The following is a 21,420-nucleotide window of genomic DNA, read 5'->3' on the forward strand; positions in this document are numbered from 1 at the left end:
CCATCCTCCCACCAGCCGGTGTGCCGGACGCGGCGAGCCACGAGGCCCTACCCTGGACGGGTGACGAAGACCGGGACGCTCCTCGGGCCCGCCAGCGGCCTGTCCGAGGATCGACGCGGGCGCATCGCACGCATCGTCGACGGCTGGTTCTTCGCCTTCGGTACGGCCGCCGCCGTCTTCCTCGCCTACGTCCTGCTGACGGAGGCCTTCGCCCGAGGGTGGGCCCAGGCCTGGTTCATCCTCGTCATCTACCTCGTCATCGCCTATCTCATCCTGCCGCGGCTGCACACGGTGCTCTCGCGCGTCTACCTGCCCGACTACTTCATCGGACGCACGCGCACCCGAGAGGGCATCCTCGGCGACCCCGTCAACCTCGGGTTCCGCGGCAGCGAGGAGCAGGTGCACACGGCGATGCTGACGGCCGGATGGACCCTCGCCGACGACCTCGGCCTCCGCGCCGACCTGCGGATCGTGTCCTCCACGCTGACACGACGCAGCTATCCGGAGGCGCCGGTCTCCTCGCTGTACCTCTTCGGCCGCCCGCAGGCGTTCTGCTACCAGCAGGAGGTCGACGGCAGCCCGGGCAAGCGACACCACGTCCGGTTCTGGCCGACCCCCGAGGGCTGGCTGCTCCCCGGCGGGTACCAGGCCGACTGGCTGGCGGCCGGCACCTACGACCGCTCGGTCGGCATCAGCGTCTTCACGCTCCAGGTCACCCACCGCATCGCGGACGACGTGGACGACGAACGCGACCACATCGTGGGGTCGATCGAGGCCGCCGGCGTCGGTGCCTCCACCTCCGTGATCGAGAACTTCTCGACGGGGTACCACTCGCGGAACGGGGGCGGTGACGCGATCATGACGGACGGGGACCTTCCGATCGTGGACCTCACCGCCGTCGTCGTCCCGGCGACCGCGACGCTACCGCCGGCCGATGCACCGCCCACCCGATCACTCGTCCGAGCCGGTGAACCACGACCGCTCGACACCACGGTCGGTGTCCTGCTCATGGTCGTCGCGTCGTTGTCGTCCATCCTCTCCGGCGTCCTACTCGTCTCCGACTGGAAGCACGTCATGGCCGAGGTGACCGCGACCGCCACCACGGCGGACGACGCCGTCCTGGTGCCGTGGGTCGTCGGCTTCGTCGTCGGCCTGTCCGCGGCCGTGACGCTGAGCTACCTGGTCCTCGCCTGGCGGGTCCACCTCGGCGGCAACCTGGCACGACTGCTCGCCATGGCCTTCAGTTCCACCTCGATCACCACCCTGACCGCGACGTACCTCGCGGGGGCCGGTGGCCTCACCCTGCAGACCAACCTGATCGGCTTCGCCGTCGACTGCTCCATCATCCTCGCCCTCTCAGGAACCGAGGCCCGCGACTGGGCCCGTGGGCGACAACGACGCACGAGAAGGACCAGAGCATGAGCGACCTCCCGGAGCCGAACCCCGACGGGCCACGGCCGGCGACCTCACTGAAGCGGGCACTCCTGCTCGGTGCCGCCATCGTAACGATCGTCGCCGGGCTGACCGTGCACTGGTCGGTCACCGCCGTCTGGGCCAACCCCGTCACGAACGCCCTCTACACCGTGCTCGTCGCCCTGCTGCTGGCGTTCGCCGCGCCACGGCTCCCGCTCTGGCAGGTCGCCGTCGGAGCGTTCGGGTTCTCCGCGGCGATCGAGTGCTTCCAGGCGACCGGCGTCCCGGCGGCACTGGCGGATCAGTGGGCGCCGTCGGCCCTGCTGCTCGGCACGACCTTCATCCCCACGGACTTCATCTCCTACGCCCTCGGTGCGGCGGCGTTCCTGTTCCTGTCGCTCGCGATCTCCCTGGCGATCCGGTGGATCCGCACCGACCTCCTCGAACGCCGGGCGCGTGCCGAGCGCGAAGCCCGTCGATCGGACCTCGATCCGGTCTGAGGACGCGTCAGCCCCGCGTGGACTCGCCGTACTGCACGGCTTCGAGGTCGAAGACGGCCTCGGCGAGCGCCGAGCGCGCAGCCTCGAAGGCTACATCATCGGCGTCCGCGGTCACCCGGGCGTGTTCGAGGTGCCAGGTGGCGCTGCGGAGCAGTTCCACGGTGGTGGGGGCGGGGGAGGGCGCCCGGGTCGAGCCCGACGGCTGGCCCTCGACGGCCGCCGATCCGGCGGCACCGCCCTCGACGAACTCAATCGCGTCCGCGCCGTTCGTCTCGGTCTCGGTATATGCCTGCTTGTTCATGTGTCCTTCGGGTGTCGTCGGTCGGGGCGGTGGCGGGGCGGCGGTTGCCGGAGTATCCGCGGCACCACCGGGGATTGCCGCGTTCATAGCGTATGCGTCTTGCGGAATACGAGGTGGATGTCGTTGTTCCGGTCTGGCCATTGCGAGGAGTGTCGGCACGCGTCCGCGGTCGTCCGGCGTGTCCGCCGCCCCGAGCACCTGGAACCGCGCCAGACCGTGCTCGGCCCAAGAGGATGCTGTCCAGGCGCAGATCGCGGCGTCGACGAGGTCTTCTCGATGCTTGTGCGCGGTCTCCTTCGTCGGCGAGGGCTCGTCCACGAGGAGCGCCGTCACCGGATGGGAGCGAAGCTGTAACGGCGGCGTCGCGGTGCTGAGGCGATCGAGCCGGGCGATCAGCTCATCGCAGACGTCCGCGCGCCGCTGGCGCCGTTCGGTCAGCGGGAGCGAGGCGTCGAGCTTCTTGTACCGCGGACGCGCCTCGGTGTAGCCGAGTTCCTCAGCGCCGACGAGGGTCGTGTGCGGGTACGCCTCGAAGAAGACGATGTCCTCCTCGGCCGGTGTGCTCAAGCCGTCGAAGTAGTGCAGCCCGGCTGCCTCGAGCGCTCGGAACAGGGCCGCCCCACCGAGTGCCGGAAGGCGCAGATTCGACGGGTAGGCGGACACCTGCCACCGGCCGTAGCGCTGGCCGACCTCCCGCTCGCAGAGCCGCATCCCCGTCGCGTTCTGGACGAGGAGCGGCGCGTCGACCGCGATGACCGATCCGGGTTCGGCGGTCGCGAGGATCCACGAGACCACGGCGTCGATGCCGATGGCCCAGCCCGCGTCGACCACCGTCCCGGTCTCGTCGATGCAGACCACGCCCGACTCGTTCGCCACCCGTCGCTCGGTCCCCTCGCCCCAGGCGAGGTCGACTCCGAGGTAGCGGGTCACGGGTGAGTCCTTCCGGTGGAAGCGGCGGGCACCGCGGACCCGAGCCTACTGGCCGAGCGCTGTCGGCTCCTCCGATCCGACGGCGGGCCGGATCGGAGGAGCCGAGCAGCTGGACGGCCTCGTCAGGCGACGGGGCCCTCGATCAGCGCGATGTCCGCCGTCTGGCTCGTACCAGCGGATGTCGTCCACGTGATGGTGACCGTCTGACCGGGCTCGAGCGAGGCCATGGTCGCGGTGAGGGTCTGCGCGGAGTCGATGGGCGTCCCGTTCAGCCCGGTGATCACATCGCCCGCGGCGAGGCCCACCGAGGCGGCCGGCGTGTTCTCGATCACCGAACCGACGACGGCGCCCGCGCCGGTCTGCGCCGCACCGTCCGCGGCTGAACTCAGGCCGATGCCGATGAAGGCCGGGTAGCCGATCGAGACCGTCTGGGTCTCGACGCCGCTGCGGATCTGACCGACGATCGACAGCGCGTCGTCGATCGGGATCGCGAACCCGTCGATGTCGGTGCCGCCGGAGGACGCCGCGGTGTCGATCCCGATGACTTCACCCTCCGCGTCGTACAGCGGGCCGCCGGAGTCTCCGGCCTGGATGTCCGCGTCGGTCTGGATGAGGCCCGTGAGCTGCTTGCCGCCGCCCGTCGTCTCGTCCTGCACGGTGATGTCCTGGTCGAGCGCGGTGACCGATCCGTCGGCGGCGCTCGGCGTCCCACCCGTCCCGCCCGCGTTGCCGACGCCGGTGACGGCATCGCCGACGGCCGCGCCGCCGTCGTCGTCGATCGTCACGGTGTCGAGTCCCGAGGCGCCGTCGAGTTGCAGGAGCGCGACGTCGTCGGTGGCATCCGTCCCGATGACCCGCGCCGTGTACTGCTGACCCGTGCTGACGACCGTGACGACGATGCTGGTCGCTCCCGCGACGACATGGTTGTTCGTCAGGATCTGTCCGTCGGCCGTGAGGACCATCCCGGTGCCGGCGGCGGCGCCGCCCTGGTAGCCGAGCTCGGTCTCGATGTCCACGACACCGACCGATTCGGCCGCGGTCGCACTCCTGGTGTCCGCGGTGGCGGCATCCGGAGTCGTCTGCTGTTGCGGTGGCGTGAGGCCGCCCGGCGCTCGGAAGCTCTGGCCGTCCCCGTCGGGAACCGTCTCGGCCACCTGGGACGACGCTGCAACGCTGTGGAAGGCGCCCGCGGCCAGGGAGGCGATGCCCAGCCCGCCGGTGACGAGGGAGACGACGGTCGCTGCGGTCGCGGCGGCGATGATCCAGCCGATCGGCTGCTGCTTCGGTGCCGTCGGTGGCTGCGGCGGGGTCTGCGGCGCCTGCAGCGTGGGCTGAGCGACGGATGGGCCGTCGGTGTACTGATGCGGTGCCGTGGCGTAGCCGTACGGCGTCGTCGCCATCCACGGCCGGCCGGGTGCGGCGGCGTTGCCCGGATACCCGGGCGGGGGAGTGACGTCCGTGCCGGGGGCCGGCTGGTACGACCCCGTCGGCTGCTCGTAGGCGGGGGCTGCGGCGGTCGGGTCTGCGGTGGCGGGATCGGTGGCTTCGGGTTCCGGGGTGTCCGGTCCTGTGGTGTTCGTCATGAAGGTTCCTCTCGGCGGCGAGTGCTGAGATCATCTGACTCCTGCAAACCGAGGGAATCGTCACCTGGGGCCAAGAGCCGCCTTTGAGGTTCCCGACCGTTCACCGGGTGTGGTTTGTGTACAGCCTGAGAGACAGGCCCTCGCACCTCCGGAACGGGGCCGGGCGGTCGCCGCGGTGTGCCCTCAGGACCGGGACAGCAAGGCCTCGAGCGCGGGTCGGGCCTCGACCTCCGAGATGTGACCGGCGACGACGAGCTCGGCCAAGCCGTGCACCGTCGCCCACACCGCCGTGGTGAGGGCGGCGACGACCTCGGCCGGCGCATCGGGCGCGAGAGAGGCGGTGGTCTCGGCGAGGATGCCCTCGACGGCGGCGATGAGCGGCGCCATCGCCGCGCTCGGCGCGCCCGGAGCGCAGACGTCCGGGTCGTAGATGACCCGGAACCGTTCGGGATGGTGGGCCGCGTACGCCACGTAGCTCGCGCCGACCCGGATGGCGATCTCCTGCGGCGTGCGCGCGGCCGCGGCCGCCCGCTCGGTGCGCATCGACTCCAGGAGTTCCGACATCGACCGTTCACTCAAACGCTTCAGCAGCGCCGTCCGGTCGCCGAAGTGGTGGTACGGCGCGTTGTGGCTGACGCCGGCGCGGCGGGCGACCTCGCGCAGGCTCAGCGAGACGTGTCCCTGTGTCCGCATGAGGTCGAGCGCAGCGTCTTCCAGCACGGGTCCGAGGTTGCCGTGGTGATAGGCCGTCGTCGATCTTGACACAAGCAACATCGTACCCGTACGGTCGTTCCCGTACCGATGTGGGCAGTGTCTAGATTCTGGACACTGTCAAAACCTACGACCTTTGGAGCACCCATGAGCACCCTCGTCATCGACGGCCATCCCAATCCCGACTCCCTGTGCGCCGCTCTGGCGTCGGCGTATGCGGATGCCCACGGCGACGCGACGGTCCTCGCCGTCCGCGACCTCGCATTCGATCCGAACCTGCGGCTCGGCTACACCCACCGGCAGGAACTGGAGCCCGACCTCGAGCTCGCGTGGCAGCAGATCCTGGCCGCTGACCACCTCGTCGTCGTGGCCCCGGTCTGGTGGGGCTCCGTCCCGGCGCTGCTCAAGGGCTTCTTCGATCGGGTCCTGCTGCCGCGTCGCGCCTACCGGACGAAGGACAACGGGCTTCCCGAGGGACTGCTCACGGGGCGTTCGGGCCGTGTGATCGTCACGACCGACTCGCCATGGTGGTATCTCCCGCTGGTGGGGGACACGACCGTGAAGCAGCTCCGCACCACGACCCTCCGGTTCTGCGGGATCCGGTCCGTCGCAGCGAGCCGGTTCGGCCCGGTCAAGGGCTCGAGCGACGCGCAACGACAGGCGTGGATCGCGAAGGCGGCCCGGCTCGGGAGCGCGGACGCCTCGCGTCGGCCCGCGAGCGACCTGGGCTCGTCGGCAGCGTCGCTCAGTGCCCGTCCACGAGCCTGATGAAGGCACTGAGCTCGGCGACGCCCTCCGGGGTCGTCGGGAGGTACTCGGTGAGCGCGGGGGAGGAGACGAGGTAGGCCGCCCACTGCGCCCGCGAGATGCCGACGTTCAACCGGTTCTTCATCAGGAGGAACGACATCCCGCGCGGTACCTCGGCGGGCGCGGACGCGGCCAGGGTCACGATCGCGATGACCGCCTCCTGGCCTTGGAACTTGTCGACCGTTCCGACCCGGACGGTGCCGAACCCGGCCTGGTCGAGTGCCTCCCGCACCACCGCCACATGTGCGTTGTACGGGCAGACCACGATGATGTCGGCTTGCGTCAAGGGTGAGTCCGAGCGGCGGGAGTCGGGGTCGGTCCAGAGCAGGCCGATGCTCGAGCGGACGAGCTCGACGACGCGTTCGGCCTCCTCGACCGAGCTCGTGGCGTTGCCGACGTGACGGACGTCGACGATGTGGAGGCCTGGCTCGCAGCCGACGAGACGGCGGTTCGCCGTGGCGGCCGCCGACCGCAGCTCACCGCCGTACGACAGGCGCGAGACCGGCTCGGTGACCGCCGCGTCCATCCGCCAGGTCTCGTGGAGGAAGTAGCCGAGTTCCGGTGGCAGGACGTCTCGTCCATCGGCCACGAACCCGAGGGCGGAGGTGTCGATGGGCTCCGGATGCGTCCCCTGGCTCACCTGGGGGAGCTGTTGTGGATCGCCGAGGAGCAGCAGGTTCCGGGCAGCGACGCTCGCCGCGATCGTGTAGGCCAGGGAGAACTGACCCGCTTCGTCGACGACCAGCAGGTCGAGTGACCGGCGTGGGAACCGGTTGGGGTTGCTGAAGTCCCAGGCGGTCCCGCCCACGACGAACCCGCCGGCCTGCTCGTCCGCGTAGGCCGCGTGGCCGTTGGACGGCAGGATCGTGTAGCCGCGGTCGGCGTCCGGGTCGGCACCGGTCCGCAGCGTCTTCGCCACGAGGCCCGGGGCGAGGCCGGCCTTCACGATGCGTTCGAGCAGGTTCTCCACGACGTCGTGCGACTGGGCCACCACGCCGACACGCCACCCGTGCTGCTGCACCAGCGCGGTTATGACGTGCGAAGCGACGTAGGTCTTGCCCGTCCCTGGTGGACCCTGGACGGCGAGCGCTGAGTCGTCGAGGTCGAGCAGGGCGGCGGTGACGTCCGCGATCGTCTCGCGGTCGCCGTGGTGGGGGAGCGGACCACCCGAACCGGTGCGCGGCGGCCGGCGGCGGAGGATGTCGACGACACCGTCGCTCGGCCAGTCGGGCGATGCGTCGACGATGGCCTGCCCCCATTCGGCGATGGCGTCGACCTGCGTCCCAGGCCGGGGCGGGGGAGACGGCGTGAGCGCCACCGGCAGCTCGGTGTAGGGATCCCGGTCGGCCTTCAGCGTCTCCTGGATGAGCACGGAATCGTCGTCGACCTCGAGCACGGTGATCTGCCCGGCTGGACGGGAGCCGGGCTCGGCGCGGGTGACCGTGTACGGGCCCGGGTACTCGTAGACGGCGAAGGGGTCGGCGCCGACCTTCACGCTGCTGCCGGGAGCCCAGCGGCCGAAGAGGCGGACGTGCCGGCGATCGCTCCGCTGCCGCCCCTCCCGGAACCAGTCGCGCTCGACCTCGCCCGCGGTGACCGTGAAGACGTTGCGGGTGTCCTCCCAGTCGTCGCGCGCGGCGATGAGCCGTGAGAAGTGCTCCTGCCAGAACGACTTGTGTTCCCGACGGTGGTAGTCGATCGCGGCTGCAGCCAGGGCATACGCCGCCGCGTCGTCGGAACGTCCGGGGTCGAGCGGGTCGCCGGCCAGGGCAGTCAGGGCGTCGTGCAGGGGCGTCGGGTCGTCGATGAGCGGCTCCGGCGCATCGTTCACGAAGGTGCCGGGGAGCACGCCCCGCTCCTCGCCCAGGGCGAGGAGCCAGTTGCGGAGTCGGCGCGTGGACTCGCAGTCGTACTCGTTGTACTCGGCGATCTCCGCCAGTTTGCGCTCGCCCTCCGCGATGAGCGCCGGGTCGTCGCTGCGGCTGAGCTCGCGGGCGTCGGCGTACTCGGTGATCGACGCGGCCGCATTGGTGACCTCGCTGTCGCGGTGGTCGTCGCCCATGTAGAGGGGTTCGAGCTTCTTGATCGAGTACGACCGGGAGCCGACACGGACCGTCTTGCGGACGAACGGGTAGAGGTCGAAGAGCACGGCCTCCCGCAGGAGGTCGTCGATGACCTGCTCGCCGACGCCGTGTCTGGCGGCCAGGGCGAGCAGGTGCGTCCGTTCGTAGGCCGCGTAGTGGTAGACGTGCATGCCCGGGTACTCCGCCCGGCGGGCGGTGAGGTACTCGAGGAAGTGGATGAACGCGATGCGCTCCTCGTGGAAGTCGTGAGCCCACCAGGATCGGAAGACGCCGTCGGTGTCGACCAGCCCGAACAGGTAGTCGATGCCCCAGCGGGTGCGATCGCCTCGGCGGGCGTCGCCCGGCTCGCCCTCCGTGTACAGCGGGTCTCCCTCGAAGTCGAAGAAGATGTCGCCGGGATCGGGCTGCGGGAGGAGCCCGAGTGCCGCGGCGTCGTGGACGTGGAATGCCGGGACGCCGGGCTCCGAGGTGGGTTCGAGTTGCAGACGGGCTTGATCCCTCAGGGCCGCGAGCGTCGTCTCCGACACCCCGTCGACGGTGCCGCCACCGGTGGCCGGGTGCCCGTGGAACGCGCCGCCGGGGGCCGACCCGGTGAGGGCGAGGGTGGCGAGGTCGTCGATGGTGTGGATCCCGGCGGCCAACAGGCGGTCGCGCTGGGTCAGCCGGAGACCGGCCACCAGCAGGACGTCGCGTGACGCGGTGATCTCCGCGTCGCACCAGGCACAACGTCCGCAAACGCTGTACCGCTGGTCGCCCCACTGCACCGCGTCCGTGTCCTGCAGCCGCTCCGCGACGATCTGCACGAGCCGTGCGCGGCGACGCCGGTAGACCGGGAGGATGTCGGCGACGGCGTGCGTGCTGATCGTCCCGTCGCCCAGGATGAGGTCGACATCGTCGTCGACCGGCACCCCGGCAGCGCTGAGTTGTTCCACGTAGGCCGCGAGCTGCAACAGCGCCGTCACCTTCGGAGAGCGGGCCAGCTTGGTGTCTTGTACCCGGTACCGGCCGTCGGGCCTGCGGACGATGAAGTCGGCGAAGCCGATGAACGAGCCGTCGAAGAACGCGGCCTGGAAGACGATCGGTGCGCCGGCACGGAAGGCTGCGAGCGTCGACGCGACGGCTGCGGCGAGCGCCCCGGCGTCGCGGACGTCGGGGCGTTCGAGCTCGACCACGCCTTCGCCGAACTCCGCCCGGTAGGACTCGAGCACGCGGAGTTCGTGTTGATCGCCCAGCTTCGAGGTGCGCATGAGCATCTCGTCTTCGGGCTCATCGATCGGGTCGATGCGATCGAGCTTCGCGTCGATGGAGCGCAGGAAGGCGAATTCGCAATACGACGCGTTGGAGAGGTCGCTGGCACTCGTGATGGCGGAACCGTCGAGGAGGAACATCGGTGCGGTGGGTGCCTTTCGAGACGACGCTGCGGCGGGGGACCATCGCCCCCGATCGCTGTCAGTCTGGCACGCACCACCGACCCGCGGCCGCCCGTCCGCGACGCCATGAGCGGACGCCGTGCGACGCCTCCCTGGGGAGCACGGTCGCGCCGACCCGAGCGCCGGGTCCCCTACCCTGGAGTCTCCGACGACGACACGAGCGAGGGGGTCGGACCGGTATGGTCACCACGATCGAGGTCGTCGCGGGCGTCGCCTCCCAGGGTGACACCGTCTTCGCGTGCCGGCGCTCCCCTGAGCGGTCCTCGGGCGGCCGGTGGGAGTTCCCCGGAGGCAAGGTCGAGGCCGGCGAACGCCCCGAGGAGGCCCTCGCGCGGGAGCTGCAGGAGGAACTCGGAGCCGATGTCTCCGTCGGTCGTCTCCTCGACCGATCCGTCGTCGCGGTCGGCGCACTGCGGATCGATCTGGCGTGTTACGCCGTCACCTTCCGCGACGGTCCACCGGTGAGCAGCACCGATCACGATGAACTGCGGTGGGTGCCGCGGAACCGCTTGGCCGAGCTGGACTGGGCGTCGCCGGACCTCCCCATGGTCCGGCTGCTTACCGACGGCTGAGTCGACGGTCCGACGTGTCAGGCCCCAGCCCGCAACGGGATCCGGGCCAGGGTGCGGCCGCTGAGCACCAGATCGTCGTGGGTCGAGGTGACCGCCAGTTCGTCGACCGTCCACTCGAACAGGGTCGCGTCCTGCCAGCGTTCCAGGAAGGCCGCGAGCGCAGCCGTCTCCGCCGGGTCGAGCTCGTCCCGGAAGTGGTGCATGCCGACCCCCACGAGCGGGACGGCACGTCCGCCGACCGCCCGCTGGATCGGTTCGAAGGCGTGGGCGGTGGCCGGGAGGTAACAGCGGCCGCGATTGAAGCCGCCGATCACGGGTCCGGCGAGTCTGGCTCGGAACGGTGCGAACGCGCCGACCGCCGATCGGAGACCGGTGAGGAGGTCGTCGGAGGCGTCGACGGAGGCGAGCGTGGCATGCAGCCGGTGGGCGCGACGCAGCTCGATGCCTCGCGCGAGCTTCGCCGCGAACGGCGCGGAGGCGAGGTCCGCCTCGTAGCTCAGGAAGATGGGGTCGACGAACAACCGCTCCACCGGCACGGGCACGACGACGGCGACGCGTGGTTCCACGTAGCGACCGGCCCGGTAGCTGCCATCGGGACTGGCTGCGAGCGCCAGCGGATGGTCGGCGTCGATGAGCGGGAGCTGGGCGTAGCGGTACCGCTCGTCGAAGGTGAGTTCCTCGCCGGGTTGGAACCGCGAGCGGACACCGTCCCAGGTGGCGAGCGGCCCGGGCGATCGCCGTCCGTCCTCGGTGGAGACGGCATCCGTGCGGACATCCTCGACGTCGGCCGTGCTCGAGCGCATCGAGCCCGGCCGCCTGAGCCCTGCGACCGCACCGATCGGCAGCGCGCCGATGGTGTTTCCGGCTGAGCCGGCGGGAGAGGGCATGTCGTGAGGCTAGTCGAGCCTGGCTCCTCCAGCATCGGGGACACCCCGTATTCGGTCGATCAACTGAGTTTTTCCGGAACTCGGACGATCGATGCCGGTGATCAGTGCGCCTTGCCGACCTTCCAATACCCGCAGAACATGACGCGTTCCTTGGGTGTGCCGCTGCGGACCCAGGAGCGACGCACCGCCGCGGCGAGCGCTTGCTCGCCCACGACCCATCCGTACGCCGACGGCCCCGGCGCCTCGAGCGCTTCCGCCGCAGCGAGCGCCCCGCGGCCGGGGACGGCATGCGCATCGTCCCGGACGACCCATCGGACCTCGACCCCGGACGGCGCCTCGAGCGTCTGGACGTCCGCTGCCGACGGCACCTCGACGATCGCGGTCCCGATCGTGTCGGCCGGGAGGTGCGTGAGGATCCCGGCGACGGCGGGCAATCCCGTCTCATCGGCGACGAGCACGATCCGGTCCGTGCCGGGCGGCGGGTTGAACATCCGACCCTCGTCGAGCAGCGCGACCGGGTCTCCCGGTCGGCACGTCTGCGCCCAGCCGGCCGCGGGTCCGGCGGTCCCGTCGGCTGCCGGTCCGGCGGTCCCGTCGGCTGCCGAGCCGTGGATGACGAAGTCGACGTCGAGTTCCGGACCCTCCGGTCCGTCCGCGCGGTAGTCGCGGACGGTGTAGTTGCGCAGCACCGGCCTGACCGACTTCGAGATCGCCAGGTACTTCGCGTAGGCGATCATGTCGAGCTTGGTCGGGAGCCGATCGAGGCCGCCGTCCGAGACGGGGATGAAGAAGCGGAACCACTGGTCGTAGCCGAGGAAGGCGAAGTCGGCGATGTCTCCACCGCCGAGCGTGACCCGGGCGAAGTTCGGGGAGATCGTCGCCCGCCGCAGCACCCGGAGGGTCAACAGGCGCGCCGCCTCGGGCTTGATCCTCGACGCCTCAGCGTTCGTCCGCGCCATCCGGTCTCCTCCGTCCAGCGACCCCGTCAGCCGCTACTGAGGTAACCCTAACTCAGGTGACCCTTACTTCGAAGGTCCTGAGTCGACATCGGCCGCCTTGCGGGACCGCGTGTCGAGCAGCGCGAAGACCAGGGCGATCACGACGAAGCCGATCGTGACGATGGTGCTGTTGCGGTAGGCGTCGTGGTAGACGTCGAGCGAGGCGCCCGAAGCACCGCCGCCGTTCTCCGAGTACACCGTCGCGTAGAAGGTCGCCGTCGCCGCCGCGAGCCCGACCGCGGTGCCGATCCGCTGACCGAGCTGACCGATGGACCCGGCGACACCGCCGGACGCGACCGGGATGTCCGCGAGCATCAGCGTCTGGTTCGGCGAGATCACGGCTCCGCCACCGATACCCGCCAGGAGCATCGCCGCACCCATGGCGTACGGGGTGACCTCCGGGGGAGTGATGAACGCGAGCACCGAGTTCAGGGTGAAGCCGACCACCACCAACACGAGCCCGCCCACGACGAGCGGACGTCCGAGCTTGTCGACGACCCGGCCGCTCAACCAGGAGCTGACCGCCGAGGCGAGCGCGAAGGGGATCGTGATCATGCCCGCGAAGACGGGTTCGAGGCCGAGGCCCTGCTGGACGAACAGCGTGAGGGTGAGGAAGGTGGCCGGCATGGCCGCGAAGTACGTCGTCGAGATGAGGACGCCGTTGCGGTAGCTGCCGAGGGAGAAGAGCGAGAAGTCGACGACGGGCGTCTGTCCGGCGCGCTGGTACCGACCCTCCCACCAGGCGAACAGGCCGGCGAACACGGCGAACCCGAGGAGGAGCCACCAGCGTGCCGGGTCGTCGTCCGGCGAACCCGTCGTCAGCACGAAGGGCAGCATGAGCGACAGCACCGCGAGACCGAGGAGCACGATGCCGACGGGGTCGAGCGAACCGGCCCCGGCCTCACGTGGCTGCTGCTTGGGCAGCAGGCGGGCGGCGATCGGCAGCAGGATGATCGCCAGCGGCACGTTCATCCAGAAGAGCAGGCGCCAACCGTCCTCCGGGCCGCCGACGGCGATGAGCAACCCACCGAGCGTCGGACCGAACGCCGTCGACAGGCCGATGATGGCGCCGAAGAGCCCGAAGGCGCGTCCGCGCTCCTTGCCCACGAAGAGCTGCTGGATGAGCCCGATCACCTGCGGCATGAGGAATCCGGCGGCGACGCCCTGCAGGATCCGCCCGCCGATCAGGATGGCGACGCTCGGGGCGATCGCGCACACGAGGCTCGCAGCACCGAACACGCTCAGGCCGATCATGAACATCTGTCGACGGGAGTGCAAGTCGCCGTAGCGACCGGCGGGCACGAGGATCAGGCCGAACGCCAAGGCGTACCCGGCGACGATCAGCTGCAGTGCGGTCGGGCCGGCGTCGAGGGCCTGCTCGATGGACGGGAGGCCGACGTTCACCTTCGAGAGGTCGAGGATCGTGAGGGCGGCGACGGAGACGCAGACCGCGAAGGCGCGCCACTTGGTCCGGTCGTCGGGGGCGGTGGGCTCGGTGGTCATCCTGGCCAGCCTATGCCCGGCTCGACGGTCCTCACCCCCGGTTGACGAGCACGGATTTCACCGTCCTCGTCGCCGGTTCCGGGGTCGGAACGCCTTCAGACGATGACGAGACTCCCGTCACGGGCTACGCTCGGAAGATGCACATGGACGCCCCGCGAGGGCTGCAGGACCCGGACGAACTGGCCGAACGACACCGCATGCTGGCCGAGTCGCCGGCACTCGCGCCGCTGCGCGACTGGGCGGACGCAATGATGGCCCGCCGGGGACGGCGGCAGAGCGACCTCGTGCTCCCACTCGTCGACCCGGCCGATGCAGCCGTCAACGCGAAGACCCTCATCCTCCTCGACGCCCCGGGCACCCTCGCTCCGGACAGCCTCGACGCACCTGGATCGGGGTTCGCCTCGGTCGACAACGACGACCCGGTCGCCGAGAGTCTCTGGAACCTGCGGAACGACATCGGTTTCGACGACGTCATGGTCTGGAACATCGTCCCGTGGTACCTGAGCGCCGGACGCAAGAAGCCGAACGCCCCCGAGGTCGCCCAGGGTGCCATGGAGTTGCGCGCACTGCTCCCGCTGCTCCGCAACCTCCGCGTCGTGGTCCTCTGCGGTCCGCACGCCCAGGACGGTTGGTGGAAGCACGTCGAGCCGCTGCTCGGGAACACCTACAGCGCGTTCAACGCGCCGCACCCGTCACCGTTGTCGCTGAAGCAGCCTGGTCGTCGCGAGGAGATCGAGAAGGTCTTCGCGCGCGCCAAGCAGGTCGCCGGCTAGCGTCCCGCGCACCGATCCATCCGCAACCCCCTCGCCCCGGTCGGCGAGGGGGTTGCGTCCGTCTGAGCGCTTGCTAGCGTCGAGTGGACGAGGAGAGGAAGAGCACATGGACATCGGAACCATCGCGATCCTGATCGTCATCGCCCTCCTGGCGGTCGGCGCCGTCTGGTACGTCGTGCGGCGCGACCGTGCGGCGCACACCACGGATCAACACCACTCCGCCGAGGGTGAGGCTGAGCACGTCCGCGAGATGGCGAAGGCCCGCGCCCAGTCGACGGGGGTCATCCGTCGGGGCGGCGGGCCCACCGGCGTCTGACATCTCGCCCACAGACGACGACGGTCGCCATCCACGCGGGATGACGACCGTCGTCGCGGGCGTGGAACCCTCGCGCTAGACGAGCGGCGGGAGTCCTGCCGAGACGCGCGCGCCGAGTGTCTGGTCGACGGCGGTCCAGTAGGCGATGACCCGGGCCCGGAGGTCCGGGCGGGTCACCTTGGAGACGTGGCCGATGATGTTGCCGACGAGGCGATCGCGGGCTGCATCGTCGAGCACCTCGCGGACGAGGGTGCCCGCCTGCCCGAAGTCGTCGTCCTCGGCGTGGAGCGTCGCGGCCGCCCGGACGAGCTCGCCGTCGGACTGCCAACCGGAGGACTCGGCCGCGCGGGCCGGGTCGGCGTGGGCTCCGCCGACCGAGTTCGGCGCATACACCGGGGCGTTCGCGTCGTTGAAGGTGTACGTCATCGCCCCTTCCTTCGAGTAGGAGTGCACGGGCGAGTGCGGGGCGTTGACCGGCAGCTGCGCGTGGTTGGTGCCGACGCGGTACCGGTGGGCGTCCGCGTAGCTGAAGATGCGCGCCAGGAGCATCTTGTCGGGGCTCGCCGCGATGCCGGGGACGAAGTTCGACGGCGCGAAGGTCGCCTGCTCGATCTGGGCGAAGTAGTTCTCCGGGTTGCGGTCGAGCGTCATCTTCCCGACCTCGATCAGCGGGTAGTCGCTGTGCGGCCAGACCTTGGTGAGGTCGAACGGGTTGAACCGGTAGTTCGCGGCATCGGCGTACGGCATGACCTGCACGGACAGGGTCCAGCTGGGGTGCTCGCCGCGGGTGATGGCCTCGGAGAGGTCGCGGATGTGGAAGTCGGCGTCCTCACCGGCGATCTGATCGGCCTGGTCCTGCGTGAGGATCTCGATGCCCTGATCGGTCTTGAAGTGGTACTTCACCCAGAAGCGCTCACCGCTCGCGTTGATCCACTGGTAGGTGTGCGAACCGAAGCCGTCCATGTGCCGCCACGAGCCCGGCAGACCCCGGTCGCCCATGAGCCACGTCACCTGGTGGGCACTCTCTGGCGAGAGGGTCCAGAAGTCCCACTGCATGTCGTGGTCGCGGAGGTGCGACCCCGGCAGGCGCTTCTGCGAGCGGATGAAGTCGGGGAACTTGATGCCGTCGCGGATGAAGAAGACGGGCGTGTTGTTGCCCACGAGGTCGTAGTTGCCTTCGCTCGTGTAGAACTTCAGGGCGAACCCGCGGGGGTCGCGCCAGGTGTCCGGGCTGCCCTGCTCGCCGGCGACGGTGGAGAAGCGGGCGAGCATCTCGGTCTCGACGCCCGGCTGGAACAGCGCCGCGCGGGTGTACTGGGAGACGTCTCCGGTCGTGACGAAGCGACCGAAGGCCCCACCACCCTTCGCGTGGACGACGCGCTCCGGCACGCGCTCCCGGTTGAACTGGGCGAGCTTCTCGACCAGGTAGTGGTCGTGGAGTGCGATCGCTCCGTCGGCGCCGACACTCTGGGAGTGCTCGTCGCTGGCGACGGGCGCTCCGCTGTTGGTGGTGGTGTAGCTGGGCTCGGACATGTCTCTCCTCGAGGGGTGGGGCTGGTCGGACGGTCGGTTGGCTTCAGCACTGCCACCATGTCGGTGCCAGCTGACGATCGGCATGGAAGTGCCGTCGAATGATCTGTGGAACGGCGTCAGGACGCATCCGCCTGGCACGCGGGGCACACGCCCCAGAACGTGATCTCGGCGGCGTCGACGACGTATCCCGCCGTGTCGTCGGGGTGGAGGCACGGAGCCGACCCCTTCGTGCAGTCGACGTCGACGACCGCGCCGCACGAGCTGCAGACCAGGTGGTGATGGTTGTCGTCGACGCGCAGCTCGTAGCGACCCGGATGGCCGTCGGGCTCGATGCGACGCACCAGTCCGGCGGCCACGAAGGCGTTGAGGACGCTGTAGACCGCCTGCGGAGACGTCTGCGGAGCGCGAGGCCGGAGGCTCGCCACCACCTGCTCCACGTCGGCGTGCGGTGTCTTGGCGAGGATCTCGAGCACGGCGAGGCGCCCGGTGGTCACGCGCAGACCGGCGGCCCGGATCTTGGCGTTGAAGTCGCTCGCCGCCGACGCCACCACCGATCCGTTCATGCCTCCACCGTATCGAGTTGTTTTGAATTTATCAAAATAAGGCTTCCCCTCAGGTCTTCCCGCAGCCCCCACCACTCTAATATCTGATATTCGATGCAGCGGGCGGGCAAAGAGATTGTGGAGAAGCGCGGAGGCTGTGGAGCGGTGAGCCTCTACAACTCGACGGTGAGCAGCGGGCGCAGCGAGCGGCGCGTCTCCTCAGCCATGTCCACGGCGTCGCGATCGAGCAGCCATTGCAACTGCAGACCGTCCATCATCGCGATGAGCATGCGCGCCGCACTCGCCGGCTCGACACCCGGCGCCAGCTGGCCCTCGCGGGCCATCATCTGGAACGAGAGGGTCATGCCGTCGATCAGCCAGCTGTACCGCCGTACGAAGTGATCGTGTGCCGGGTGATCCGGCGACGTCGCCTCCGCGGAGAGGACGCAGTGGAGTTCGACGAGACCCGGCACGCGCATGTTGTGCTCGACGAGACGCAACAGCCCCCGGATGCCCTCGAGACCGCTGCCGATCTCGATCGCGGACTGCTCACGGTCACGGTCATCGCGGAAGTCGAGGATCGCGGCGAGCAGGTCGTTCTTGGTCGAGAAGTGGTGGAGCAGACCGGCCTGGCTCATGCCGACGCGCTCCGCGACCTCACGGAGGGAACCACTGCGGAAGCCCTGTTCGGCGAAGACGTCCATGCCCGCCTCGAGGATCTCCCGGCGTCTGGCCGCCGTCTTGGCGTAGCTGCCACGGGGGCGGCCGGTCTGCGTTGACGTCATCCCGCGATCGTATCGCCCGGTCGGTCGTCGCGAGACGGACCGGATCTCAGCCTCCGGTCCCACTCCGGCAGTTCCCCAGGTGTCTGTCGTACGGTATCGCCATGAGACGCCCCATCGAGCCCGTATACGACACCGCCGTCGGTGTCGGTCGCTCCCTGTTCGGTGTCTGGCGCCTGCGCCGTCACACCACCGGTATCGAACACCTGCCTGACGACGGCGGGGCAGTGATCGCGATGACCCACTTCGGGTACCTCGAGTTCGCCCTCGTCGAGTGGGCGACCGTGCTCCACAACCGGCGTCGCATCCGCTTCATGGCCAAGCAGGGCGCGTTCGACAAGCCGTTGGTCGGCCGACTCCTGCGAAGCATGCGTCACATCGCCGTCGACATGCGCGCCGGCGGTGCCGCCTATGCGAACGCCGTCGGGGCACTCCGCAGTGGAGAACTCGTCGGGGTCTTCCCGGAGGCGGGCGTCAGCGCCTCGTTCACCGTCCGCGAGCTGAAGTCCGGCGCCGTCCGCCTCGCCCAGGAGGCGGGCGTCCCGATCATCCCCGTCGCCGTCTGGGGTGGCCACCGGCTCCTCACGAAGAACCACAAGGTCGGCTTCCGCGAGCGCTTCGGTGTGCCGGTGCACTTCTCCTTCGGTGAGCCGATCCAGGTCCACCCCGAGGACGACGTCGCCACGAGCACCGAACAGCTGCGCGACCGGCTGCAGAGCATGATCGACGTGCTGCAGCGCGACTACCCGGTCGACGGAACCGGAGCCTGGTGGCAGCCTCGCTCGCTCGGCGGCACGGCACCGACACCCGCCGAAGCCGCCGCGGCCGACCTCGAACGCGAACGTCGACGCGAGGCGCGTCGGCAGTCGGCGAGCTGAGCCCACGTCCGCCGCGGTCTATCCTGTGGAGGTGCCACCTCTGACCTCGCAGACCCTCCCCGTGGAGCACCGTCGCTCCGCCGCCCCATGCCGTGCATGGATGGTGACACCGTGAGTCGCGGGTGGAACGGCTTCGTGGCGAAATCGTCCTGGCTCCCCAAGTCCTGGCGTGAACGAGCCGAACGCGCGCTGAGCGAGGAGTCGACGACGGCACCGTTCGCGGCCGACCCGTCGCCCTCGTCGGAGCCGCAGCCCACCGCCTCCGGACGGACACCCGATGCGGCGACCGGTCCGGCCTCCGCCCCGACGGCACCCGCCGGATCGGCGAATCGGGACGCCACGGAGCACCCGCCGACGCCGGCCCCCACCGCCGACACGGCGTCCGACACCGCCACCGGCCAGCAGTCGGTGGCATTCATGGACCCGGTCGCCCTCCCCGTCACGGCGTCGGCCCCCGTCGTCCCGCTGAGCGTCGCCATCACCGACTTCGAACTCGCCGACGACTCCGTGATCGGGCCCGCCTCGGTCCTCGACAACCTGGAACTCACGAAAGCGGCCGTCACCAGGATCGCAGCAGCGATCCTGTCGACGGAAGGGCCCATCGCCGTCCCACGACTCGTGTCGATCGTCGCCCGCCGCTTCGGCGTGGACCGGCTGGCGGAGGACACCCGGACGGAGCTGTCCGCGCTGGTGACCGAGGCGTTCGTCGTGCAGAACGGGTTCGCCTGGCCCACCGGACTCGACGTCGTCACCTGGCGCGGTGTCCGCCGGGTCGTCCATCGCGACCACCGTGCGGTGACGGACATCAGCCCCGCCGAGATCTGCAACGCCATGGAACTCGTCATCGCCGCGAGCCCCGAGCAGGAGGTGGACCGCGAGCAGCTGCCCATGCAGGCGGCCTCGGTCCTCGGCTACGGCCGCCTCGGTGAGACCGCTCGGCGCTGGCTGGATCTGACGCTCGACCAGGCGGTGCTCCACGGCCGTCTCGTCGAGGACGGCGAGCGCATCCGCCTCCCCTGACCCGGCTTCGTCAGCGGACGGGCGGACCCTGCTGTCCGTAGGGGAGGCTCGTGTCGGTGACGCCGTCGATGAAGGCGTCCATGCGCTGCAGGTTGAACCGCCCCTGGTCGTTGAGCAGGAACTGGTACTCGTGCTCGAGCCCGGGCCGGTAGTCCGGGTTGAAGATCATGGACTGCACGTCGACCCCGAGGCCCTGGAGTCTCTCCTTGAACTCGACCGACTGCGGGTAGAGCGGGTCCCAGTTGCCGACCGTGATGTACGTCGGCGGGTACTTCGCCGTCAGGTAGTCGACGACCGAGGCTGAGGCGACCTCCGGCCGCGTCTTGTAGTCGCGCGCGCCGAAGTAGGACCACAGCACGGTGTCGAGGAACCACCCGAAACTGCCTTCGGCGTTGACCAGGCTGAGGTCGTACGCGCCGCAGGCGAGCACGACGCCGGCTAACTGCTGCGGTTCGATGGGCGACTCGACCTCGATCGAGCTGGCGTACTCGGAGCTCGTCACGACGTTCGCGACCTGGGCGGCGATCTGCGCACCGGCGGAGTCACCGGCGAGGATGAGCTTCGAGGAGTCGACGTTGAGCGCCCGCGCATTGGCGTCGAGGTAGCCGAGGGAGTCGGCGACCTGCTCGATCGGCAGCGGATACTGCCCCTCCGGGGCGATCGTGTACTCCACCGCGATCGCCGTGTACCCCTCGCCGGCGAGCACGCGCATGTAGTTGGAGATGAGTTCCTTGCTGCCGGAGATCCAGGCGCCGCCGTGCACCCAGACGATGGTCGGGAGTGCAGCGCCACTCCCGCGGACACCGTCGGGGGTGTAGACGTCGAGGAGGGCGTCGGCGTCGCCGGAGCGGTACGGGATGTCGCGTCGCACGTCGACACCGTCCGGCACGTACCTCTCGAGGTCCGACTGCACGACCTTCGCCCGCTCGTCGAACGCCATCCGGATGACCATCGACCCCGGCCAGGGCGTCAGTTGCAGCCAGACGAAGATGAGCACGGCGATGGCGAGGATCACGCCGATGATCCAGAACATGGTGTTGCGGACGATGCGCAGGAATCGCGAGAAGCCGGAACGAGGGCGGTCTGTCCTCAAGCGATTCACCTCCTGGCGGGTCTGGACGGCGGCACTGCCTGGCGGAACACGAACATCAAGTGTCGCATCCGTCAGCGCGCCGACGGTGCCGCCGAAGGTTTTCGACGGATTCCGTGACGAATGCGCCCCAGGCTGCGTCCTACTTCATGAACCGGTCATCACCGCCGGTTTCCAACGCAGAAGAAGGAGTACGCCATGAGTGCATCGGACAAGATCCAGAACGCCGCTGAAGACCTCGCGGGCAAGGCGAAGGAAGCCCTCGGCAAGATCACCGGCGACGACAGCAAGGTCGCAGAGGGCAAGGCCGACCAGACCAAGGCCGACGCCAAGAAGGCCGGCGAGAATGTCAAGGACGTCTTCAAGAACTAGTCCTCGCGATACAGTGGCTGGCCCCGCTCACCGGCGGGGGTAGCACCACGATCGGTCGGCACCCCGCTCGATCCAGCAATCACATTTGGAGACATCATGAGTTTTCTCGGCTTCCTGCTGCTCGGCCTCATCGCCGGCGCCATCGCCAAGGCCATCCTTCCGGGTCGTCAGGGCGGCGGCTGGTTGATCACGCTGCTGCTCGGTGTCGTCGGGGCACTGCTCGGTGGTTGGCTCGGCGGCCTCCTCTTCGGCGCGAACCTCCAGGAGTTCTTCTCGCTGCAGACGTGGCTCCTCGCCATCGGCGGTTCCATCGTCGTGCTCCTCATCTACGGCGCACTGACCCGCAACAAGAAGGCGTAACGACAGCCTCACAGCACGCGAACGCCCGGTCCCTC

Annotated in this window: 21 protein-coding genes; 10 read left to right on the forward strand and 11 right to left on the reverse strand. The window is 69.7% G+C overall.

Going from position 1 to position 21,420, the window contains the following annotated elements:
• Window positions 1–60 precede the first annotated feature (60 nt).
• Window positions 61–1,422, forward strand: a complete 1,362-nt coding sequence (locus QRN26_RS03080; RefSeq protein ID WP_285035208.1) for an LssY C-terminal domain-containing protein — start codon at window positions 61–63, stop codon at window positions 1,420–1,422.
• The gene (locus tag QRN26_RS03085; protein ID WP_056010281.1) at window positions 1,419–1,913 is read left to right on the forward strand and encodes a DUF2809 domain-containing protein; all 495 of its coding nucleotides are present in this window, start codon (window positions 1,419–1,421) and stop codon (window positions 1,911–1,913) included. The genes QRN26_RS03080 and QRN26_RS03085 overlap by 4 nt, the downstream gene beginning before the upstream one ends.
• A gap of 7 nt (window positions 1,914–1,920) precedes the next feature.
• Here the strand turns inward: QRN26_RS03085 and QRN26_RS03090 are convergent, their stop codons facing one another.
• From QRN26_RS03090 to QRN26_RS03100, 3 genes are all read right to left on the reverse strand, one after another.
• Entirely contained in the window at window positions 1,921–3,144 is a 1,224-nt protein-coding gene (locus tag QRN26_RS03090) for a DUF429 domain-containing protein (protein ID WP_285035209.1), read from the reverse strand.
• A 122-nt stretch (window positions 3,145–3,266) separates the two neighbouring features.
• On the reverse strand, window positions 3,267–4,727 hold the full coding sequence (locus QRN26_RS03095; RefSeq protein WP_285035210.1) for a S1C family serine protease: 1,461 nt from the start codon (window positions 4,725–4,727) through the stop codon (window positions 3,267–3,269).
• A gap of 183 nt (window positions 4,728–4,910) precedes the next feature.
• Window positions 4,911–5,492, reverse strand: a complete 582-nt coding sequence (locus QRN26_RS03100) for a TetR/AcrR family transcriptional regulator (protein WP_285035211.1) — start codon at window positions 5,490–5,492, stop codon at window positions 4,911–4,913.
• A 93-nt stretch (window positions 5,493–5,585) separates the two neighbouring features.
• Here QRN26_RS03100 and QRN26_RS03105 point away from each other — a divergent pair, with 93 nt between their 5' ends.
• On the forward strand, window positions 5,586–6,206 hold the full coding sequence (locus QRN26_RS03105) for an NAD(P)H-dependent oxidoreductase (RefSeq protein ID WP_285035212.1): 621 nt from the start codon (window positions 5,586–5,588) through the stop codon (window positions 6,204–6,206).
• Here QRN26_RS03105 and QRN26_RS03110 read toward each other — a convergent pair.
• Window positions 6,184–9,717 carry a TM0106 family RecB-like putative nuclease gene (locus QRN26_RS03110; RefSeq protein ID WP_285035214.1) on the reverse strand — a complete coding sequence of 1,178 codons (3,534 nt, stop codon included), beginning with the start codon at window positions 9,715–9,717 and terminating at the stop codon, window positions 6,184–6,186. The two genes, QRN26_RS03105 and QRN26_RS03110, sit on opposite strands and share 23 nt — an antisense overlap.
• Window positions 9,718–9,938: 221 nt before the next feature.
• Between QRN26_RS03110 and QRN26_RS03115 the strand changes: the two genes are divergently transcribed.
• Window positions 9,939–10,331, forward strand: coding sequence for a (deoxy)nucleoside triphosphate pyrophosphohydrolase (locus QRN26_RS03115; protein ID WP_056010271.1), 393 nt, complete (start codon window positions 9,939–9,941; stop codon window positions 10,329–10,331).
• A 17-nt stretch (window positions 10,332–10,348) separates the two neighbouring features.
• On the opposite strand, the gene QRN26_RS03120 is transcribed toward QRN26_RS03115, so the two are convergent.
• The 3 genes from QRN26_RS03120 to QRN26_RS03130 form a co-directional block, all read right to left on the reverse strand.
• On the reverse strand, window positions 10,349–11,218 hold the full coding sequence (locus QRN26_RS03120; RefSeq protein ID WP_285035215.1) for a 2'-5' RNA ligase family protein: 870 nt from the start codon (window positions 11,216–11,218) through the stop codon (window positions 10,349–10,351).
• A 101-nt stretch (window positions 11,219–11,319) separates the two neighbouring features.
• Window positions 11,320–12,177, reverse strand: coding sequence for a siderophore-interacting protein (locus QRN26_RS03125; RefSeq protein WP_285035217.1), 858 nt, complete (start codon window positions 12,175–12,177; stop codon window positions 11,320–11,322).
• Between the two features lie 63 nt (window positions 12,178–12,240).
• On the reverse strand, window positions 12,241–13,719 hold the full coding sequence (locus tag QRN26_RS03130) for an MFS transporter (protein ID WP_056780551.1): 1,479 nt from the start codon (window positions 13,717–13,719) through the stop codon (window positions 12,241–12,243).
• Between the two features lie 137 nt (window positions 13,720–13,856).
• Between QRN26_RS03130 and QRN26_RS03135 the strand changes: the two genes are divergently transcribed.
• Window positions 13,857–14,492, forward strand: coding sequence for a uracil-DNA glycosylase (locus QRN26_RS03135; RefSeq protein ID WP_082456009.1), 636 nt, complete (start codon window positions 13,857–13,859; stop codon window positions 14,490–14,492).
• A 106-nt stretch (window positions 14,493–14,598) separates the two neighbouring features.
• Window positions 14,599–14,808, forward strand: coding sequence for a hypothetical protein (locus QRN26_RS03140; protein WP_285035219.1), 210 nt, complete (start codon window positions 14,599–14,601; stop codon window positions 14,806–14,808).
• A gap of 75 nt (window positions 14,809–14,883) precedes the next feature.
• On the opposite strand, the gene QRN26_RS03145 is transcribed toward QRN26_RS03140, so the two are convergent.
• From QRN26_RS03145 to QRN26_RS03155, 3 genes are all read right to left on the reverse strand, one after another.
• Window positions 14,884–16,341, reverse strand: coding sequence for a catalase (locus QRN26_RS03145; protein WP_056010260.1), 1,458 nt, complete (start codon window positions 16,339–16,341; stop codon window positions 14,884–14,886).
• Window positions 16,342–16,457: 116 nt separating this feature from the next.
• Entirely contained in the window at window positions 16,458–16,904 is a 447-nt protein-coding gene (locus QRN26_RS03150) for a Fur family transcriptional regulator (protein WP_056010257.1), read from the reverse strand.
• Between the two features lie 152 nt (window positions 16,905–17,056).
• Entirely contained in the window at window positions 17,057–17,668 is a 612-nt protein-coding gene (locus tag QRN26_RS03155; protein ID WP_285035221.1) for a TetR/AcrR family transcriptional regulator, read from the reverse strand.
• Between the two features lie 101 nt (window positions 17,669–17,769).
• On the opposite strand from QRN26_RS03155, the gene QRN26_RS03160 reads away from it, so the two are divergent.
• Window positions 17,770–18,543: a lysophospholipid acyltransferase family protein gene (locus QRN26_RS03160; RefSeq protein WP_285035222.1), complete on the forward strand. Its 774-nt coding sequence runs from the start codon at window positions 17,770–17,772 to the stop codon at window positions 18,541–18,543.
• A gap of 135 nt (window positions 18,544–18,678) precedes the next feature.
• On the forward strand, window positions 18,679–19,563 hold the full coding sequence (locus tag QRN26_RS03165) for a hypothetical protein (protein ID WP_285035223.1): 885 nt from the start codon (window positions 18,679–18,681) through the stop codon (window positions 19,561–19,563).
• A 10-nt stretch (window positions 19,564–19,573) separates the two neighbouring features.
• Here the strand turns inward: QRN26_RS03165 and QRN26_RS03170 are convergent, their stop codons facing one another.
• On the reverse strand, window positions 19,574–20,656 hold the full coding sequence (locus QRN26_RS03170) for an alpha/beta hydrolase (RefSeq protein ID WP_056010250.1): 1,083 nt from the start codon (window positions 20,654–20,656) through the stop codon (window positions 19,574–19,576).
• Window positions 20,657–20,851: 195 nt separating this feature from the next.
• Between QRN26_RS03170 and QRN26_RS03175 the strand changes: the two genes are divergently transcribed.
• Together QRN26_RS03175 and QRN26_RS03180 are read left to right on the forward strand one after the other, a co-directional pair.
• On the forward strand, window positions 20,852–21,025 hold the full coding sequence (locus QRN26_RS03175) for a CsbD family protein (RefSeq protein ID WP_082456008.1): 174 nt from the start codon (window positions 20,852–20,854) through the stop codon (window positions 21,023–21,025).
• Between the two features lie 96 nt (window positions 21,026–21,121).
• Complete coding sequence (locus QRN26_RS03180; protein ID WP_056010248.1) at window positions 21,122–21,385, forward strand: GlsB/YeaQ/YmgE family stress response membrane protein; 264 nt, start codon at window positions 21,122–21,124, stop codon at window positions 21,383–21,385.
• The last annotated feature ends 35 nt before the right edge of the window (window positions 21,386–21,420 follow it).

The sequence above is a fragment of the Plantibacter sp. ME-Dv--P-095 genome (assembly GCF_030209365.1).
In the GTDB taxonomy this organism is placed as follows: Bacteria; Actinomycetota; Actinomycetes; order Actinomycetales; family Microbacteriaceae; genus Plantibacter.

Coding starts and splice junctions, on each gene's coding strand:
- QRN26_RS03120 (WP_285035215.1), bottom strand. CDS start 11,218: ATGCCCTCTCCCGCCGGCTCAGCCGGAAACACCATCGGCGCGCTGCCG.
- QRN26_RS03095 (WP_285035210.1), bottom strand. CDS start 4,727: ATGACGAACACCACAGGACCGGACACCCCGGAACCCGAAGCCACCGAT.
- QRN26_RS03085 (WP_056010281.1), top strand. CDS start 1,419: ATGAGCGACCTCCCGGAGCCGAACCCCGACGGGCCACGGCCGGCGACC.
- QRN26_RS03135 (WP_082456009.1), top strand. CDS start 13,857: ATGCACATGGACGCCCCGCGAGGGCTGCAGGACCCGGACGAACTGGCC.
- QRN26_RS03175 (WP_082456008.1), top strand. CDS start 20,852: ATGAGTGCATCGGACAAGATCCAGAACGCCGCTGAAGACCTCGCGGGC.
- QRN26_RS03130 (WP_056780551.1), bottom strand. CDS start 13,719: ATGACCACCGAGCCCACCGCCCCCGACGACCGGACCAAGTGGCGCGCC.
- QRN26_RS03125 (WP_285035217.1), bottom strand. CDS start 12,177: ATGGCGCGGACGAACGCTGAGGCGTCGAGGATCAAGCCCGAGGCGGCG.
- QRN26_RS03110 (WP_285035214.1), bottom strand. CDS start 9,717: ATGTTCCTCCTCGACGGTTCCGCCATCACGAGTGCCAGCGACCTCTCC.
- QRN26_RS03160 (WP_285035222.1), top strand. CDS start 17,770: ATGAGACGCCCCATCGAGCCCGTATACGACACCGCCGTCGGTGTCGGT.
- QRN26_RS03145 (WP_056010260.1), bottom strand. CDS start 16,341: ATGTCCGAGCCCAGCTACACCACCACCAACAGCGGAGCGCCCGTCGCC.
- QRN26_RS03105 (WP_285035212.1), top strand. CDS start 5,586: ATGAGCACCCTCGTCATCGACGGCCATCCCAATCCCGACTCCCTGTGC.
- QRN26_RS03140 (WP_285035219.1), top strand. CDS start 14,599: ATGGACATCGGAACCATCGCGATCCTGATCGTCATCGCCCTCCTGGCG.
- QRN26_RS03150 (WP_056010257.1), bottom strand. CDS start 16,904: ATGAACGGATCGGTGGTGGCGTCGGCGGCGAGCGACTTCAACGCCAAG.
- QRN26_RS03155 (WP_285035221.1), bottom strand. CDS start 17,668: ATGACGTCAACGCAGACCGGCCGCCCCCGTGGCAGCTACGCCAAGACG.
- QRN26_RS03180 (WP_056010248.1), top strand. CDS start 21,122: ATGAGTTTTCTCGGCTTCCTGCTGCTCGGCCTCATCGCCGGCGCCATC.
- QRN26_RS03115 (WP_056010271.1), top strand. CDS start 9,939: ATGGTCACCACGATCGAGGTCGTCGCGGGCGTCGCCTCCCAGGGTGAC.